The 18,303-nt window shown below is 42.3% G+C and carries 16 protein-coding genes, 1 tRNA gene, 3 pseudogenes and 1 riboswitch; of the genes and pseudogenes, 17 read left to right on the top strand and 3 right to left on the bottom strand.

Translation table 11 applies throughout. The features are described 5' to 3' along the window. Positions 1–490: 490 nt before the first annotated feature. Positions 491–2,683 carry a DNA topoisomerase III gene (locus NYE63_RS27945; protein WP_342603604.1) on the bottom strand — a complete coding sequence of 731 codons (2,193 nt, stop codon included), beginning with the start codon at positions 2,681–2,683 and terminating at the stop codon, positions 491–493. Positions 2,684–2,938: 255 nt separating this feature from the next. On the opposite strand from NYE63_RS27945, the pseudogene NYE63_RS27940 reads away from it, so the two are divergent. Beyond that, positions 2,939–3,201 (top strand): annotated as a pseudogene (locus tag NYE63_RS27940) (DNA topoisomerase III); the annotation flags it as partial. 54 nt (positions 3,202–3,255) lie between these two features. On the opposite strand, the gene NYE63_RS27935 reads toward NYE63_RS27940, so the two are convergent. Further along, positions 3,256–3,420 (bottom strand): hypothetical protein, encoded by a 165-nt coding sequence (locus NYE63_RS27935; protein ID WP_156404392.1) that lies wholly within the window; start codon positions 3,418–3,420, stop codon positions 3,256–3,258. 478 nt (positions 3,421–3,898) lie between these two features. Then, positions 3,899–3,972: transfer RNA gene (locus tag NYE63_RS27930), tRNA-Arg, on the bottom strand. A 379-nt stretch (positions 3,973–4,351) separates the two neighbouring features. Here NYE63_RS27930 and NYE63_RS27925 point away from each other — a divergent pair. From NYE63_RS27925 to ybaK, 16 genes and pseudogenes are all read left to right on the top strand, one after another. Further along, positions 4,352–5,036, top strand: a pseudogene (locus tag NYE63_RS27925) (polysaccharide deacetylase family protein); the annotation flags it as partial. 86 nt (positions 5,037–5,122) lie between these two features. After that, positions 5,123–5,298, top strand: a riboswitch (cobalamin riboswitch). 173 nt (positions 5,299–5,471) lie between these two features. Continuing rightward, positions 5,472–6,437, top strand: a complete 966-nt coding sequence (locus NYE63_RS27920) for an ABC transporter substrate-binding protein (protein ID WP_342605883.1) — start codon at positions 5,472–5,474, stop codon at positions 6,435–6,437. Next, positions 6,400–7,455 (top strand): iron ABC transporter permease, encoded by a 1,056-nt coding sequence (locus NYE63_RS27915; protein ID WP_342603603.1) that lies wholly within the window; start codon positions 6,400–6,402, stop codon positions 7,453–7,455. Before NYE63_RS27920 ends, NYE63_RS27915 begins: the two co-directional genes overlap by 38 nt. Before the next feature lie 6 nt (positions 7,456–7,461). Next, on the top strand, positions 7,462–8,934 hold the full coding sequence (locus tag NYE63_RS27910; RefSeq protein ID WP_342603602.1) for a heme ABC transporter ATP-binding protein: 1,473 nt from the start codon (positions 7,462–7,464) through the stop codon (positions 8,932–8,934). Continuing rightward, on the top strand, positions 8,931–9,896 hold the full coding sequence (gene cbiB / locus NYE63_RS27905; RefSeq protein ID WP_342603601.1) for an adenosylcobinamide-phosphate synthase CbiB: 966 nt from the start codon (positions 8,931–8,933) through the stop codon (positions 9,894–9,896). The genes NYE63_RS27910 and cbiB overlap by 4 nt, the downstream gene beginning before the upstream one ends. Further along, positions 9,871–10,944 (top strand): threonine-phosphate decarboxylase CobD, encoded by a 1,074-nt coding sequence (cobD, locus tag NYE63_RS27900; RefSeq protein WP_342603600.1) that lies wholly within the window; start codon positions 9,871–9,873, stop codon positions 10,942–10,944. Before cbiB ends, cobD begins: the two co-directional genes overlap by 26 nt. Beyond that, the gene (locus NYE63_RS27895; protein WP_342603599.1) at positions 10,917–11,492 is read left to right on the top strand and encodes a bifunctional adenosylcobinamide kinase/adenosylcobinamide-phosphate guanylyltransferase; all 576 of its coding nucleotides are present in this window, start codon (positions 10,917–10,919) and stop codon (positions 11,490–11,492) included. Before cobD ends, NYE63_RS27895 begins: the two co-directional genes overlap by 28 nt. Next, on the top strand, positions 11,489–12,280 hold the full coding sequence (gene cobS / locus NYE63_RS27890) for an adenosylcobinamide-GDP ribazoletransferase (RefSeq protein ID WP_342603598.1): 792 nt from the start codon (positions 11,489–11,491) through the stop codon (positions 12,278–12,280). The genes NYE63_RS27895 and cobS overlap by 4 nt, the downstream gene beginning before the upstream one ends. Then, entirely contained in the window at positions 12,238–12,855 is a 618-nt protein-coding gene (locus tag NYE63_RS27885) for a histidine phosphatase family protein (protein ID WP_342603597.1), read from the top strand. Before cobS ends, NYE63_RS27885 begins: the two co-directional genes overlap by 43 nt. A gap of 5 nt (positions 12,856–12,860) precedes the next feature. After that, entirely contained in the window at positions 12,861–13,235 is a 375-nt protein-coding gene (locus tag NYE63_RS27880) for a bifunctional adenosylcobinamide kinase/adenosylcobinamide-phosphate guanylyltransferase (RefSeq protein WP_260397938.1), read from the top strand. 14 nt (positions 13,236–13,249) lie between these two features. After that, entirely contained in the window at positions 13,250–13,834 is a 585-nt protein-coding gene (locus NYE63_RS27875) for a cob(I)yrinic acid a,c-diamide adenosyltransferase (protein WP_342603596.1), read from the top strand. Positions 13,835–13,836: 2 nt separating this feature from the next. Then, a complete protein-coding gene (locus NYE63_RS27870) occupies positions 13,837–14,331 on the top strand; it encodes an ECF transporter S component (protein WP_342603595.1) in 495 nt (164 codons plus the stop codon). Beyond that, positions 14,328–15,026: an ATP-binding protein gene (locus tag NYE63_RS27865; protein ID WP_342603594.1), complete on the top strand. Its 699-nt coding sequence runs from the start codon at positions 14,328–14,330 to the stop codon at positions 15,024–15,026. Before NYE63_RS27870 ends, NYE63_RS27865 begins: the two co-directional genes overlap by 4 nt. A gap of 265 nt (positions 15,027–15,291) precedes the next feature. Continuing rightward, positions 15,292–16,126 (top strand): annotated as a pseudogene (locus NYE63_RS27860) (SLC13 family permease). 22 nt (positions 16,127–16,148) lie between these two features. Beyond that, positions 16,149–17,693, top strand: a complete 1,545-nt coding sequence (gene gntK / locus NYE63_RS27855; RefSeq protein ID WP_342603593.1) for a gluconokinase — start codon at positions 16,149–16,151, stop codon at positions 17,691–17,693. Positions 17,694–17,790: 97 nt separating this feature from the next. After that, positions 17,791–18,267 (top strand): Cys-tRNA(Pro) deacylase, encoded by a 477-nt coding sequence (gene ybaK, locus NYE63_RS27850; RefSeq protein ID WP_342603592.1) that lies wholly within the window; start codon positions 17,791–17,793, stop codon positions 18,265–18,267. Positions 18,268–18,303: the final 36 nt, after the last annotated feature.

Here is an 18,303-nt window from a genome sequence, read left to right as displayed (position 1 = left end):
AATACAACACTGGGTACTAAGCTCTGAACAAAGGTAGCCATACATGGCCTAAATAAAATAGGCAAGACTTTGATATAATCTTCATCTTTTCCTCTGCTCCACACCGTACGTCCAGCTTTCACCTCATATGGTGTTCCAAATTACTCATTTTACGAATTTTATTTACTTTCTCTATCTCAAATGAACTGAGACAGAGCATTTTAAAGATTGGTTATCGTCTCGTTTTGGGTAGCGGGAATTAATTTGGATGTTTTGCCCTCCTATCCCTAAATCCACATTTTCGGGAGATGAGGGCAAAAACACCCAGATAGAATCTTTTATATAAAAAGTGATTTACCGGGATATATTAAGAGTGTGTTTCGATCTTTCAGGACACGCTCTTCCTTTTTTTAGTTTAAAAATCAAGCGTTTATCTTAAGCAACGACAGTAAACTTTTCAAATCAACATGTGTGCATTTTATAAAGGATAGAAGTGTCCTTTTATAAATTATTATTTATCTAAATTAAACCCTTTTAATAAGTCCGCAAATGGATTATTAATCGGTTCGGCTTCTTTTTCCTGCTCTTTTAAATACTTCTGAACGGAACGTTTATCCACTTTTCCACCAGACTCTTTTTTACGTCTTGCTTCAAAAGCAGATAGTTTCTCGCGGTATCCGCATTTACATGTGAAGATTTGACCATCGCCTTCACCACGTAGTTCCATTTTCTTTTTACATTGTGGACAGCGTGCATTCGTTACACGGGCGACATTCTTTTTATGGCCGCATTCACGATCTTGGCAGACGAGCATTTTGCCTTTTTTACTATTCACTTCAAGCATTGGCTTACCACAGTCTGGACAAGATTTCGTAGAGATATTGTCATGTTTATATTTTTTGTCACTCGTTTTAATTGCACTGACAATCTCTTTTGTGTAATCTTTCATTTCATTGATGAACACGTCTTTTTTCAGTTTCCCTTTTGCGATTAGCTCGAGCTTTTGTTCCCACTCAGCTGTTGTTGCAGGAGATTTTAGTTTTTCTGGCACTAAATCTAAAAGCTGACGACCCTTAGATGTGATATAGATTTCCTTACCGCCACGTTTTTCGAATAAGAACGAATTAAATAATTTATCGATGATATCAGCACGAGTGGCTACTGTACCAAGTCCTCCAGTCGATTTTAACGTGTCCACAAGCTTTTTATCATTTGTTTTCATGTATTTCGTGGGATTTTCCATTGCTGATAGTAAAGTCGCCTCAGTAAAGCGTGCTGGGGGCTTTGTTTGGCCTGACGTTTGAGTGATTATTTTTGTCTTTAATACATCGTCTTTTTCAATACGAGGTAATAACTGCTCTTTTACATCATCTGTTGATTCTTCATCATCAAAATGGTTTGCATAAACTTCTTTCCAGCCAGAATGAATCACTGTTTTTCCTTTAGCGATAAACTTTTGATCCCCGATTTTCGTTTGCACTGTTAATTGCTCATATTCAAATGCAGGGAATAAAACAGCTAAGAAACGTTTCACGACAAGGTCGTAGATTTTGCGTTCTTTGTCAGTGAAGGATGAAATATTTACATAACCTTCAGTTGGAATAATGGCATGGTGATCACTCACTTTACTATCATCCACAAACCCTTTTGACACTTTAATAGGTTTACTTAACACTTTATTTGCAAGAGAACGATATTCACCTACAGCACACGCTTTTAAACGCTCTGGAAGCGTACTAACGATATCAGATGATAAATATCGTGAATCTGTACGGGGATAAGTTAAGGCTTTGTGTTGCTCGTACAATTTTTGCATAATGTTCAATGTTTCTTTGGCAGAATAGCCAAAGAGTTTATTCCCATCACGTTGTAACTCTGTTAAATCATATAGACCAGGTGCGAATGTTTTCTTTGCTTTACGGTCAATGGAGACAACAGTCGCATCTTTACTTCCCAGTGATTTCACGATTGCGTCGGTCTTTTCTTTATTAAAGCTGCGACTATTCCCGTTTGCATCTTGCCACGTTAAATTAAGTCCATCTGTTTGGGCTTCGATTCCATAATAGGTTTGAGGTTTGAAATTCGCAATTTCCTCTTCACGTGCTGCAACCATTGCAACTGTTGGTGTTTGAACACGTCCACAGTTTAATTGTGCATTAAATTTTGTTGTTAAAGCACGAGTTGCATTTAAACCGATATACCAGTCTGCTTCCGAACGTGCTACTGCAGAAATATACAAGTCTTCATAAGCTTTACCAGGCTTTAAGTTATTGAATCCATCTTTAATAGCTTTATCTGTTACAGAAGAAATCCAGAGTCGTTTGATAGGCTTATGAACTTTTGCTTTATCAATAATCCAACGTGCAACTAATTCTCCTTCTCTCCCTGCATCAGTAGCCACAATTACTTCATTTACATCACTGCGATTTAATTGTGTTTTAACAGTATTAAATTGCTTTCCTGTTTGTTTCATGACAACTAACTTCATGTGTTCAGGAAGCATAGGAAGGTCTTCCAGTTTCCATGTTTTATATTTAATATCGTATGCCTCTGGATCTGCTAGTGTAACTAAATGTCCTAATGCCCACGTAACGATGTATTTATCGCCTTCTAAAAACCCATTGCCTTTTTTATTACACTTCAATACATTTGCGATATCACGTGCAACTGAAGGCTTCTCAGCAATTACCACACTTTTTGACATTTGTTCAAACTCCCTTACTAACTATTTACCGTCTAATATAACATAATTTCAAGGAGGAAATTGCCCCATACACTCCTATTTAGAGGACATAATAGACATTGCTTGTTTGAGAATTTCAACTTCTTTTTTTTAGCGTGTATTTTCTCTGGAAATTTCATTAACTTTTTTAGGAGAAATTGTAGTTTCTATATTTGAATAAATCTTAAAGTAGGAGATATTCCATATTCGTCCCCGTCAGGAACGAAATGTCCTGATTGCGGCCACAAAAAAAGTGTTTCACGTGTAACAAATTCCAGATGCCCGCAATGTCATAAAAGATGGAAATGCGCGGTCAAGGAGAAGCACAGACATTCACCTGTAAATGCGGTTTTCACGAAAAACTATCTTCTTACAATAAACGAAGAGGGCAAAATAAAAATCAAAAAGTATCCAAAAATGAAGTATCCAATTATATGAAAAAGCAAAATAAAGAAGAGCCGATCAATACTGCATTGGCGAAACTGAAATTCGATAAATAAAAGTAAAAGGATGGAGCAATCGCTCCATCCTTTTTCGGTATATTACTGCTTCGACTAAATTTCATTCAGTACGGTGCCATGTAATTCATATTCAAGTGTTTTGTCAGTGTGTGTGTGTTTATCCGAATCTACTCGTATGAGCGTACTGAATGGCTTTTGATCACCCGGACTGAAAATTGCTTCATCATTCTCTGGATTCCATAGGCTGTAAATACTCATGATCGTATCTCCCTCCTTTGGATGAGAAGACTAGTAATTCCCATGTTTGATTATCATCCAACTCTTCAATTGACTCTAACGCTGATCACCGGGACTAAACACCGCTGCGTCATTCTCTTTGTTCCATTGGCTTCTGATTGTACTCATTATGCACTATCATCTCCTTTGGTGAGAATGTCTTACAGTATTTGTATACCCGGATTAGACAGGTTAAAACATATATTTCAAAAAAAGACATGATTAATTTTTTTACTTTCAAACAGTTTGTATTGTTGTTTGCGAATTTTCCCAACCTTTATGCATAGTTTTTTGCGAGGATTTTCTGCAATCGGATTTTTTGATATCTATATGGCTTGATGAAATAATTTAGCTTTGAGACCTGCGTTTTCTCCATCAAAAAATCAATTGTTCTTAACTAACAAAAAAAACCCCCTGTTACTCCGCGGAAGAACCGCTTGTAACAGGGGGTTATAATTAGCGTCCCAGATAGGAATCGAACCTACGACCTACAGCTTAGGAGGCTGTCGCTCTATCCTGCTGAGCTACTGGGACATATATTAAAGTCGACGACTTATTTATTATATTTCTTATAGGCAAACTTTTCAAGCTAATAGCACATACTTATGAAAAAAAATCCTCATGAATGTTTAGCGTGTCGCTAAGCTCTATTGTTTCCTCTTTTTTCATTAAATGGAATACTTTATTGTTTACTGATTTCCTGGTACTATTATACTATAAAAAAATCAGGAGAATGATAGTGAAAAAATATAGAGTTTTAAGGATGGCGGCATTGCTGGGGATTTTGATTTTAACTGGATGCTCACAAGGGATTTTAGAGGGGATAGGCACAAAGACGGCTGCACCGATTGCGGAAGATGACATTGAAGTGGCCGAAGCGGCTGAGAATGGGACCGGGCAGGATTCGGGGGGCCAAATCGATACGGGAGACTGGATAACGGCCGAGTCCCCGGTCCAGCTCCCGCAGCATTTCTCAAGGTAATGGCCTCCGGGTTCCAAGGGAGGAATTCCGATCACAGATGGTTTGGCTTCGGGAGAATGGTTACTATACATTATCCCCTGAAGAAGCATTCCTCGTTTTAACCGAGAATCGGATGCCAAGTGAGAAGTGCGTCTGGCTTACTTTTGATGATGGTTATACAGATAACTACACGGAGGCTTTCCCGATATTAAAAGAAAATGATATGAAAGCAACTGTCTTCATGATCGGGAAGTCCATTGATAAAGGTCATCACCTGACTGAAAATCAAATGGTGGAGATGAGCAGGAATGGGATTTCAATCGAAAGTCATACTTTCAACCATTTGGAGCTGAACCGCATGACGGCAAATCAGCAAGAAGCGGAAATGGTTCAATCGAAGGAGCTATTCGACCGTATCCTCGATCAGGACACGACAGTGCTTTCTTATCCGGTTGGCCGTTATAACGAAGAGAGTCTCTGGCTGTCAGAAGAAGCTGGATACAAGATGGCAGTCACTACCGAACCTGGGGGGGCTTTAAGGGACCAAGGGGTGCATGCCCTGCATCGAGTTCGGATCTCACCTGGGTTATCAGTCGAGGGGTTTGCTGCACTGATTGAAAATGCTTCAAATCATTGAAGGTGGACGGCTCATTTCGTACTTGTTCAGAAAAATCATATAATAATCGATTCTTACATGGTGTATAATGAGGGCAGTGAAAATTATATACATATGAACGATTTGGTGTCTTAATGACTTAAAAGGGAAGTTGGTGAAATGCCAGCGCGGTCCCGCCACTGTATATGGGAGCTGACGGCTGTGTACCACTGTATGAGATATGGGAAGGTGCCGTTGACGATGACCATGAGCCAGGAGACCTGCCAGAATTCGTACACCTGTAACCTACGCGGATGGGAAGGTGTGTGGCAGACCCAAGAGTCCGTAATGATATTGTTGCCATGCAAGCATCTTCCGTTTAACGGGAGGTGCTTTTTGTTTTGGAGGCATCTTCCAGGATTGCGTTTTCTTTATTAGGTGGGAAGAAATTAAATGAAAAGATTGTGGGGAATGAAAATGAAGAAAATTTTTGGTCTGATACTGTTGATGTTGATTACTGCAGGCATGATGGTCGGCTGCAGTGACGCTACTGATGAAGGAAAAGAAAAACAGCAAACGAATCATGCTCAACACGAAGCTTTCCCGATTACGATTAAAGATGCGACAGGGGAAAAAGTAACGATAGAACAAAAACCGAAGAAAATCGTTTCGTTGATACCAAGTAATACGGAAGTGGTCTTTGCACTTGGTTTGGGCAAAAAGGTCGTTGGTGTGTCCGACAATGATAATTACCCGGAAGAAACGAAAGAAATTGAAAAAGTTGGCGGAATGGAAATGAACACGGAGCTGATTGTCTCCATGAAACCTGACCTTGTTCTTGCGCATGCATCAAGTGCCCATAATTCAAATGAGGGTTTACAGCAGCTTAAGGATGCTGGAATAGATGTCCTCGTAGTCAATGATGCACAAAGCTTTGACCAAGTCTATGAGTCTATTGAAATGATTGGACAGGCAACGGGAGAACATGATAAGGCAAAAGAAATCGTTGCGGATATGAAAACGAAGCTCAAGGATATCCAGGAAAAGACCAAATCCGTAAAGGAAGAGGATAGGAAGACCGTTTTAGTGGAAGTTTCGCCTTCACCAGAAATATACACACCTGGAAAAAATACTTTCATGAATGAAATGCTTAATATTATTTCAGCGGATAATGCTGCTGCTGAATTGGACGGTTGGGCAAAAATTGATGAAGAGTCGATGATTGCTGCAAATCCGGATGTCATCATTACAACGTATGGTTATTATACGAAAGATTCAGAAAGTGAAGTGACGGCCCGAAAAGGATGGCAAGACGTAAATGCTGTTAAGAATGACCAAGTCTTTGATGTCCATTCTGACTTGGTGACCCGTTCCGGTCCACGCTTAATAGAGGGAGTAGAGGAACTTGCCAAATCAGTCTATCCGAACCTATTTGACAACTAAATGGACGTTTGCTTATTTGATTGCGTTGTTATTTTTGTTATTCGCAATGACGATAGGCATTTCCTTTGGTTCGGTGCCAGTACCGATTCCCGTACTTATACAAATAATCGGCAAGGAGATTTTCCATTTACCGATAGCTGCTGATCCGGATGAAATGCTTACGAATATCGTGATGAACATCCGCTTGCCGCGTGTGTTGCTTGCTGGTTTGGTTGGGGCATCACTTGCGATTGCGGGTGCAGCATTTCAAGGACTGCTCCGGAACCCGCTCGCTGATCCTTACACATTAGGTATTTCATCAGGAGCATCAGTCGGCGCCGTAATGACAATATTCTTGAATATATCACTGCCATTCATCGGTTTATATACTCTTCCGGCATTGAGCATCTTATGCTCAGTGCTCACGATGCTCTGCGTACTGACTTTTGCAAAAAAAATGGATCGATCGATGAAAGTGGAAACGATCATTTTAACAGGAATCATTTTCAGCTCGTTTTTAAGTGCCTTCATTTCATTGATGATTGCGCTGACGGGTGATGAATTAAGACAAATCATCGGCTGGCTGATGGGAAGCGTTTCAATGCGCGGATGGAATTATATTGCAATCATTTTGCCATTTTTTATTATTGGTTCGTTGACCTTGATGGTGAATACAAGCGAATTGAATGCGATGACTTTCGGGGAAGACCGGGCAAAACACTTAGGTGTGAATGTTAAGCGGCGGAAAATGTGGATCTTGATAGCCGGTTCGATTTTGACAGGAGCATCCGTTGCCGTTTCCGGGACGATTGGCTTTGTTGGCTTGGTCATTCCTCATTTTGTCCGAAAGATTTGGGGACCTGACCATAAACATTTGCTTCCGTTGTCATTGCTGGTAGGAAGCGGATTCTTAATATTGGCGGATTTTGCAGCACGGTCGATCATTGCCCCATCGGAACTGCCGATCGGGGTGATCACCTCACTTATCGGGGCGCCTGCATTTGCTCTGATTTTATTAAAGAGACGGAGAGAAGGGTAAAAACGGATGCTTGAAGTTAAAGGATTAACAGGTGGGTATGACAACAAAGCTGTTTTGGACTCTGTCTCTTTTGATGTACATAAAGGGGAATTATTCGGGATTCTTGGTCCTAATGGCAGCGGAAAAACGACGCTTTTAAGTATGCTTAGCGGGGTGCTCGATTATAAGGGCGGAAGCATACGGATAAGAGGGAGGGATTTGAAGGATTATTCGTCTAAAAAACTTGCACAGGTCATTGCTGTGCTCCCTCAACATTCCTCATTAGCCTTCTCCTATACAGTAAAAGAGACGGTCTCACTTGGGCGATATGCCCATCAATCAGGTTGGTTCCATAGTTGGTCCGAAGAAGATGAAACGATTGTCCAACGGGTTATGGAACAAACGGGAGTAGCTGATTTTCAGGATCTTCATTTTGAACGATTATCAGGAGGGGAGAGACAACGGGTCCTGCTGGCACAGGCACTTGCTCAAGAGCCGGAAATCCTTTTTTTGGATGAACCTACGAACCACTTGGATCTTTCCTATCAAAAAGATCTTCTTGATCTAATGAGGAAAATGGCAAAAGAGCAGAAGTTGACCGTTATTTCAATTTTTCATGATTTGAATTTGGCTGGATTATATTGTGATCGGCTTATGTTGCTTGAGAAAGGGCAAATTCAGGTTGTTGATGTGCCGAACGAAGTGCTCCAACAGGAACGGATTCAGGGTGTATATCATACTACGATCGAAAAACATCCACATCCCGCCCTTCCGAAACCGCAGATGTTCATCGTACCGGAAAAGCATGGCCAGGATACTATCCCATTGGAAATTGATGATTCTTATTTGACAGTCGGACCTGAGATGATTCAATTGGATTCTCCGATCATGCTTAGAACGATGTCTTCTGGAGTGACTGGTTCGGGGACGGGCTGGCATAAATATTTTGTGAATAGGCACGTCCATCATGGCTATGATTGCGAGGATCATCATGTTGAAATGGCCGACTATTTAAAAGCTCATGGTTTTGAACCTCAGGAAACGGTAGGGATGATGACAGCTGTCTTTCTCGATACGGTAGCTTTCAAGCTATTAAGAGCTGAAGATTTCTCGGTTTTTATTATCGTAACGGCTGGTGTAGGGAATGCCATCGATGCTTCTTTAGCTGACCGGCATTCTTGGAGTTCCGCTCCAGGAACAATAAATACATGGATATTCGTAAATGGTCATTTGGCAGAAGAGGCTTTCATCCACAGCATAGTTACTGCGACAGAGGCAAAAGTAAAAGCGCTTCATGATTTGCATGTATTGGATAAGGTGACAAATACATGTGCAACAGGAACATCGACAGACAGCATTTTGATTGCTGCAACTCAAAGAGGGGCAAAGCTTCAATATGCAGGCACCATCACTCCATTAGGGAAGCTGATCAGCCGAGGTGTATATGATTGTACAGTGGAAGCATTAAAGAATAATCGGAAACGGATTGAGGATTTATGATTTACCATCATCTTTTGGCAGTTACGCTTGCGTTTTTCCTTGATCTATTAATTGGTGACCCGCCAAATTGGCCCCATCCAGTCAAATGGATAGGAACGATGATAAGCAAGTTGGATCTGGCATTCAATAGAGGAACATATAAGAAACGGAATGGACTATTCATGTTGATCATCGTCTTATCAGTGGTGGTATTGATTACAGGTCTAACTGTCTATTTGGCTTATCGAATCCATCCGCTTGCAGGTATCCTTTGGGAGGCTGTTGTCATTTCTACTACGATAGCTCAGAAGGGCTTGAAGCAAGCTGGGATGGACGTTTGCCTACCGCTGAATGAAAGGGATTATCCTAAAGCAAGGCTAAAGCTTTCCTATATCGTGGGCCGCGATACTGCTGATCTTGATGAATCCGAAATAGTCAGGGGCACCGTGGAAACCGTAGCGGAAAATACCAGTGATGGGATTACAGCCCCAATGTTTTGGGCAGCTATTGGCGGTGCGCCACTCGCGATGGTGTACAGGGCGATTAATACCTGCGATTCCATGGTAGGGTACAAAAATGATAAATATGGGCAATTCGGCTGGGCTTCTGCCAAGCTCGATGATATCGTCAACTGGATTCCAAGCCGCCTCACCGGGTTCCTGATGTTGCTGAGCTCAAAATCCGGCTATCATGGATTTGGTGCCAGATGGAAGATATTATTCAATGACGCAAAAAAACATCCAAGCCCGAATAGCGGGTGGTGTGAAGCAGGCGTTGCTGCCATTTTGGGAATCCAGCTTGGAGGCCGGAATATGTACAAAGGAATTGTTTCCGAGCGTGCGAGGATGGGAGTTCCGCTTGTTCGATTGGAAGCAAAACATATACCACAAACGATTACCATTATGCATCGGTCATCTTTTCTATTTCTACTGATGCTATGGCTAGGGGGACTTATTCTTGACATTACCTTCTCATGGCTCTAATCCTCATTATCTTTACGAAGCACTGGAAATCGAAATGCCTGAATCGGTTCTCGACTTCAGTGCTAACATCAACCCATTGGGTCCGCCTTTACGCATAAAGGAACAGTGGTCTGGGTTTTTTGAAGGAATCCTTCAATACCCAGATCCGCATGCCATTGAACTGACAAAATCAATTGCAAAAAAAGAAGCTCTTCCTGAGCAATCCGTTTTGATGGGGAACGGTGGTGCTGAAATAATCATGTTGGTAGCGAACGGATTAGCCAATCGAAGGGTGCTAATCATTCAGCCGGCATTTGCGGAATATGCAGAAGCTTGTTTGGCAGCAGAATGTAAGGTCGATTTTCACCAGCTTGATGCTCCTGAGTGGCAATTGGACTTGGATCGTTTGATTCCCCGATTACCTGAATATGATGCAATTTTCTTATGTACGCCTAATAATCCGACAGGAGTTTCATTTAAGCGGGATGCAGTTAAGGAATTGATCATGGAATGCCAAAAAGCGGATTGCCTGGTTGTCCTGGATGAGGCTTTTTATGATTTTACGGAAGATGCCTTTAGTTATGCTTCTTTAATCAATGTATTTCCACATTTACTCATTCTAAGATCAATGACTAAAATCTTTGCAATTCCGGGTTTGAGACTAGGCTATTTGCTTGCGGCACCTGACATCATAAAAAGGGTAAGAAATTATAAACCGCATTGGAGCGTCAACCATGTGGCACTTGAAGTGGGGAAAATCTGTCTCGCAGAAGAAGCCTATATGAAAAAAACAAGAGACTACATTGCATTGCAAAAGCAAAAACTATTCCGGTTTTATGAGGAGCAAGGGTTGAATTTTTCCGATAGCACAGTTAATTTTTATTTGGTTAAAGATGAATCCTTATCCCTTTTCCCCTTTTTGCTGAAAAAAGGAGTTGTACCGCGCCATACCTATAATTTCCCGGGTTTGGATGGAAGGTGGCTTCGGTTTGCAGTGAAGAGTGAACATGATAACGAAGCACTGATGGAGGGGGTAAGACAGTGGAGAAAGCAAGGCTCTGTTTTATAACCGGGGGTGTCCGTTCCGGAAAAAGCAGCTTCGCAGAAAGAAAAGCCCTGGAGTATGCACTCCAAATGGATGGGAACTTGCATTACCTCGCTTGTGGCCGTGCCAGTGATGTTGAAATGGATGAACGCATCCTTAGGCACCGGAAAGATAGAGAAAGCAGCCCGATTGCTTGGAAAACTTCCGAATACGCAACGGATATTACAAGAATAGGAGCGGACATTGATCAGGATTCTATAATTCTGCTCGATTGTCTGACAACCCTGCTTGATAACGAACTATTTGGCCCCGGTATTCCGCTTGAAGAAGAATTTTTAGATAGCGTTTTTTCAAAAATAATAACCGGGATCAATGAGATAAGAAAACAATCCAGCTGCTTAATAGTCGTGAGCAATGAATTGGTGCAGGAACCGATTTTCCAGGATGATTTCCTCCATATATACGGAAAAATATTGGGCCAGCTTCATCAAACGATCGTTGGACAGGCGGATGAAGCCTATCTTGTAGAAGCGGGAATTCCATTGCGGAAGAAAGGGTGCATGCAGGAATGAGCGGAGTGATCGGATTTTTAATTAACCTGCAATTCTTTACGGTATTTCCAATAAAGAAGCAGCTTCCTATGGAGAAGAAATATATTCACCGTGCCATTCAAACCTTTCCATTAGTAGGTCTTTTGCTAGGCTTGATATTGGGCGGTGTTTTGTATGCACTAGTGGAATGGACCCCATTGTCATCGCTTGCGATTGCCTTTTTCCTTTGGTTTTTGACGATGGCATTAACGGGAGGTTTGCATCTTGATGGCTGGATTGATGCAAGTGATGCCTTTTTTTCCTATCAGGATAAAGAGCGGCGATTGGAAATCATGAAGGATTCCAGGACAGGTGCATTCGGTGTCATCTCCGTCATAGTTCTTTTGGCCGCACGGTTCATATTTATCTATGAAATTGTTGAAAGGGTAAATGAATGGACATACTTCTTGATCATTGCCCTTCCACTCTTAAGCAAATGTGTGATGGGTTATTTACTCATCCGGATGCCACTGGCTAAAAAAGAGGGGCTCGGTGCTTTTTTTCAAAGTGCAGTAATGAAAAGCAGTTTGCCCATTTATTGGCTGTACCTCCTTGTAAGTCTGGCGTTTACCTGGATCATCGATTTTAAGCTTGTCACCTTATTTTTCATCATGTGTCTGGCTGCGATGTTTTTCCTGGTTTATATAAAACGCAAAATCGTCAGTTGGTTCGGTGGGATAACGGGGGATGTACTGGGGGCATCCGTGGAAGGGGTTGAGCTTTGGTTATGGCTGATATTGTGGTTATTACACTACTTCGCCATGGGCTGACAGTAGCAAATGAGCGAAAGGCTTATTTAGGCTGGACGGATTCTCCATTAAGTATCGAAGGAGAAAAGGAAATACTGGACTTAAGAGGCTCTTACCCACAGTATGAAAAAATTCACAGCAGTGATTTGCTTCGCTGTGTGGAAACCGCACGACTGCTGTTTCCAAATGCAGTTCCGGTCAAAAACCCTTTGTTCCGTGAGATGAACTTCGGCAGTTGGGAAGGGCGGACGTATCATGAGTTGAAAACAGATGGAGATTATCTTAATTGGCTGGAACGTCCCATGGAGGCGCTGGTGCCTGGGGGTGAAAGCTATCCGGCATTTTCCGAGCGTGTTAATAATGGCTGGAACCAATTGATTGCCTGTAAGGAGAACCGATTAGCCCTAATGACACATGGAGGGGTAATTCGTGATTTATTGGTCCGCTATGCCCCGAAGGAAAAGTCCTTTTTTGATTGGGGAATTTCCCATGGCAGGGGATATGATCTGATATGGGAAGACCGGGAAAGCTTAAGGAGGGGAGAACGCTGCACTTTGTTACAGGAGGCGCCTATAATGGGAAAACTAAATGGGTAAAGCAATTGTATGGTTTGGAAAATGATGTCCTTTGGCTATCAGGTTATCGAAAAGAACAGCCGGAATTGATTGATTTTCAAGGCAAGACTGTTGTATTGCAAGGATTGGATGCATGGATTCAACAAGATGCAGAAAAGATGGATTCAGATTCGATCCGAAAAAGATGGAAGGAAATCATGGCTGATTGGCGAATATGGGAGAAAGAAAAGGATGAACACAAATGCATTGTGATCGGTTCTGATATTTCCAAAGGCATTGTCCCGATCGAAGCAAAAGATCGCAGATGGCGCGATGCCTGCGGATGGGTCTTTCAAGATGTAGCATCCATATCCAGTCGCGTTGATATCATCTGGTATGGAATTAACCAGCGAATAAAGTAGAGGAGGCAATTGGGATGAAAATTTATACACGTACAGGGGATAAAGGACAAACAAGCGTAATCGGAGGTCGGCTTGATAAGGATGACATCCGTGTTGAATCTTATGGAACGGTGGATGAAGTGAATAGCTATATCGGTCTTGCGGTGACAGAATTGGATTCAGCGACATTTACGGATGTACTGGCCGATCTAGAGAAAATCCAGCATGAGTTGTTTGACTGTGGCGGTGATTTGGCAACCGTTTCCGAGAAGGCCCCGCAAAAGCTGACGGAGGAGGCCGTTACCTATTTGGAAGAACGAATAGATGCCTTCATACTTGAAGCGCCGGAATTGGAAAAGTTTATCCTGCCTGGCGGCTCAAAAGCGGCTGCAACCATTCACATCGCCCGTACCGTTACAAGAAGGGCGGAACGATTGGTCGTTTCATTGATCAAGTCTGGTGCGGCCGTTTCACCATTATCACTTCAATATTTAAATCGTTTGTCGGATTACTTCTTTGCTGTTGCACGTGTGATCAACTTCCGTCTTGGTGTGAAAGATGTGGAATATATCCGCAGCGCAAATGTATTCCGTGGAGGGAAAAGAAAGGAAAAAGAGTAAACATGGATGTAAGAAAAATTAGTGCAATTGCTATATTCATTGCCTTATCGGCTGTAGGGGCAATGATTAAAATCCCTTCCCCGATCGGGAGTATCGCTTTGGATAGTTTTCCCGCCCTTTTGGCGGCTGTCATACTTGGCCCGGTATCGGGGGCTATTGTAGCTGGGCTTGGTCATATCATTTCAGCGTTATTCGGCGGCATGCCACTTGGGCCGTTCCACTTTTTGATCATGGTCGAGATGGCAGTCCTGACATGGATGTTTAGCATTTTATATACAAACGGAAAAAAAATAGGCGCATTTTTCCTCTTCTTTATCGGTAATGCCTTCGTTTTAGCCCTGCCTTTCGCATTTCTGATCAGCCCTGGTTTTTACACGTTATTGGTTCCGGGATTGACGGCAGCGACGGCGGTAAATGTAGGATTGGCTGCCCTTATACTGCCACGCTTGGAGCCTGTCTTGAAAAAAATGATTTTTAAAGATGGATTCGCAGAATGAGTGATTCATTGATTTTACCATTTTCCGAATCAGAATCATTGATTGTTTCAAGTGATAATAGCGGCGGAATCGGCCTGAAGGAAAAAGATCTTGTCCACGTCCCTTATGAGGTCGTTGGATATTATTCTTTTCGGGTTGCCGTCATGGAATGTTTGGGCGTTGGCGGGAGTCCAGTATCCGTCGTTCTAAATAATTTCTGCGGTGATCAAGCCTGGGAGGACTTGACCAGGGGTGTCAGGAAAGGGCTGAATGAACTGGGAATGGAGGATCTCCCCATTACAGGCAGCACTGAAAGTAACATGCCGCTTCTTCAATCAGCACTTGGACTTATGGTGATTGGTAAACGAGCGAATGAATCCGTTAAAAAGCAGCATGCTTTACGGAAAATCGCTCTAATCGGCAGGCCGCTCGTTGGAGAAGAAGTAATGGAACAGCAAGATTGGGTCGCGCCATTATCTTTATATAAAAGCCTATGTGAAATGGAAGACGTTCAGGTACTTCCAGTCGGCTCAAAAGGGATAGCATATGAATGGGAGCAGCTGGATCAAAGTGGTGAAGGTGTTTCTGTGCATATAAGTAATAAAGTCGATATTGAAAAATCATCAGGACCATCCACTTGCTTCCTCATTGCTTATCCTGAACAACTGGAGGAAGAAATCAAGCACCGATCCGGTCCTCTTTTTATTGGTGAATGATCATTTCATGATTGAATCAGGTATCGAGTTTAGTTCACAATGAACTGGTTCGATGCTTTTTTCATTGAGATCTTACCTTTATTGAGATCTTACCTTTATTGAGATCTTACCTTTATGGATGCAATTATTGAATAACTCTTTCTATGTATTGTTAAGTTATTACTGTAAAATATTATTCAAAGTTAGTTTATACAGATAGAGAGATTAAAGAGATTCCAAAGGTTGCGATGATATAGAGACAAACAATCATAACGGATAACGGTCCATGAATCTTTTTAATCAACATCCCAAGGAGTTGCAGCAGAAGTCTAGTTTATTTGGATTGAGCCATACCGATAGTTTGTTGGTTTATGCGCTTGTTTACATCATTTTCTTGATCGTTATCAAAGCCAAAGTAAAATGGCACCCATTTATTGCGTTACTTCTCGCTTCCGTCATTTTAGGGATTCTCGCAGGTATGGATATTCCGGATGTTGCAGATGCTGTTCAGACAGGGGTAGGTAATACTCTTGATTAGATAGCACTCCTTTTCGGTTTAGGCATCTTGATTGGAAAGACGATGGCCGAGTCGGGCGGTGCAGACAGGATTGCGAATACCCTTTTGGATAAGTTTGGTGAAAAGAAAGTCCATTGGGCGATGATGTTGATCGTTGCCTTCATGGTAGGGATGCCCGTATTCTTCGAAGTTGGGCACGTTTTACTGATTACAATCGTTTATACGATTGTAAAAGAATGGGTTTATTGTTTTGGAAATCGGGACTCCCATGTTAGCTGATTATCGATTGTACATGGTTTAATGCCTCCACGTCCATCAGCGATGCTTGTGTTAGGAATTCGTTGTAAATGTCGCTATGACAACTGCGGTAGTTATTGTGCTGCCGATCATAACATCTGTACCAGATGTTAATATTGAATTGCTGGTCCTTGCAATCGGTTCAGGTTCATTAATTCTATCATACGTGAATGATACAGGATTTTGGATGATCAAAGAGTTCTTTAATTTAACAGTCGCACAAACGTTAAAGTCTTGGACGGTCATGGAAACGATTATATCAGTCGTTTCACTTATCCTAATCTTACTATTGAATTCAATTGTTTAAGAGAAAGGAGATTGATGTAAATATGGGACATTCTGGTTATATGATGGGGATCGATATTGGTACGACGAGTACGAAGGTTGTTCTTTTTTCAAAAGGGGGGGAAGTTGTCCAATCTTGTTCAAAGGGATATCCTCTTCACAGTCCAACTCCTTCCGTTGCGGAACAAGATCCCGAGGAAATTTATAAAGCGGTCATCATTGCAATAGGCGAGGTTATGATTGCAAGCGGAATAGAAAAGCAAGAACTGGGCTTCATATCGTTCAGTTCGGCGATGCATAGCTTGATCGCCATTGGTATAGACGGCAACCCGCTGACGAATAGCATTACATGGGCGGATAATCGAAGTGTTGCCTATGCGGAGAAATTGAAGACTTCGGAACAGGGGAGGCAATTGTATCACAGGACGGGAACACCCATTCACCCAATGTCCCCAATCACAAAAGTAATGTGGTTAAGAAATGAGCATCCCGGGATTTTTAACGAAACGGAAAAATTTATAGGAATTAAAGAATATATCATCTATAAGTTTTTCAATGAGTATGTGATGGATTATTCGCTAGCTTCTGCAACGGGCATGTTCAACTTGAATGACCTGAAGTGGGATGAAGAGGCACTCACCATTGCTGGAATTGGGACTGACAAGCTGCCGACGCTTGTCCCTACAACACATATCCTCTCAGGCTTAAGTGAGGAGTTAGCTGCAAAAATGAACATTCATGCTGGTACCCCGTTTGTGATTGGAGCGAGTGATGGTGTGCTTGCCAACTTAGGGCAAAACGCAATCAAGCCAGGCGTTCTGGCAGTGACAATCGGAACGAGCGGTGCGGTAAGAACCGTCAGTGACCGGCCGCTTACCGATCCTAAAGGCAGGACATTCTGCTATGCCCTTACTGAGGATCATTGGGTAATCGGCGGACCGGTCAACAATGGGGGAATCACCTTCCGATGGGCACGCGATCAATTGGGCCGTGTAGAAATCGAAAAAGCGAAGGCTTCGGGACAGGACTCCTATGAGATTCTGACGGATATGGCTTCTAATATTGCACCTGGTTCTGATGGGTTGATATTCCACCCGTATATGGCTGGGGAGCGGGCACCATTATGGAGTGCCGATGCAAGGGGCTCCTTCTTTGGACTGGCGCTTCATCACACTCGTGACCATATGGTCCGGGCAGTGCTGGAGGGTGTGATGTATAACTTGTACAGTGTCCTTCTTGCTGTAAAGGAGTTGACGGGTGCTCCCGAGAAGATTCATGCAAGCGGAGGATTTGTCCGCTCAAAGCTCTGGCGCCAAATCATGGCTGATATATTCAATCAAAACGTGACAATTCCTGAAAGCTTTGAGAGTTCGAGCTTAGGTGCAGCCGTTCTTGGATTGTACGCTTTAGGCGAAATCGAAAGCCTTGATGAGGTTGAGGGTATGGTTGGTGAAACGAATGAACTTGTCCCGATCGAAGAGAACGTTAAAGTGTATGAAGAATTAATGTCGATTTATTTATCCGTGAGCAGGCAATTGGACGGCGACTACAAGAGGATCGCTGATTTCCAAAGACGTCATTTAGAATAATTTTTAGGGAGAGCACAGATGCATAAGCACTGTGCTTTTTTTTTTGCAGGGTATTTAAAATGGTAAAATGGTAGAAAACGATAAGGGGAATTTTCTTATGGGAGCCAGTAAAACGAATGCAATGCGAATTCTTGATAACAAACGTATAGAGTATGGCATGATGAGTTATGATGCACGCGATGGAAAAATCGACGGGATCACTGTTGCGGACAAGATTGGAAAAGCGCCAGAAACCGTTTTTAAAACGCTTGTTACCCATAACGGACCGCAGCAGCTTTACGTATTTGTCATTCCTGTAGCAACCGAACTGGACTTGAAAAAAGCAGCGAAGGCCGCAGGTGCAAAAAAAATTGAAATGCTTGCGGTTAAAGATCTGCAAAAATACACTGGGTACATTCGGGGAGGCTGTTCCCCGATCGGAATGAAAAAGCAATACCCGACTTTTATCGATGAAAGTGCAACAAACCTTCCTGAAATCATCGTAAGTGGAGGGAAGATCGGTACACAGATCGTTTTAAAACCGTCAGAATTCCTGGAAGTCACACAAGCGGAATCTGTGGCCCTAATAAAATAAACTGTTTACCTTTAGGTATTCACCTATGGGGTCTTT

Source organism: Peribacillus sp. FSL E2-0159 (genome assembly GCF_038643155.1).
Taxonomy (GTDB): domain Bacteria; phylum Bacillota; class Bacilli; order Bacillales; family DSM-1321; genus Peribacillus; species Peribacillus simplex.
This window is presented reverse-complemented; position numbering and strand designations above follow the sequence as displayed.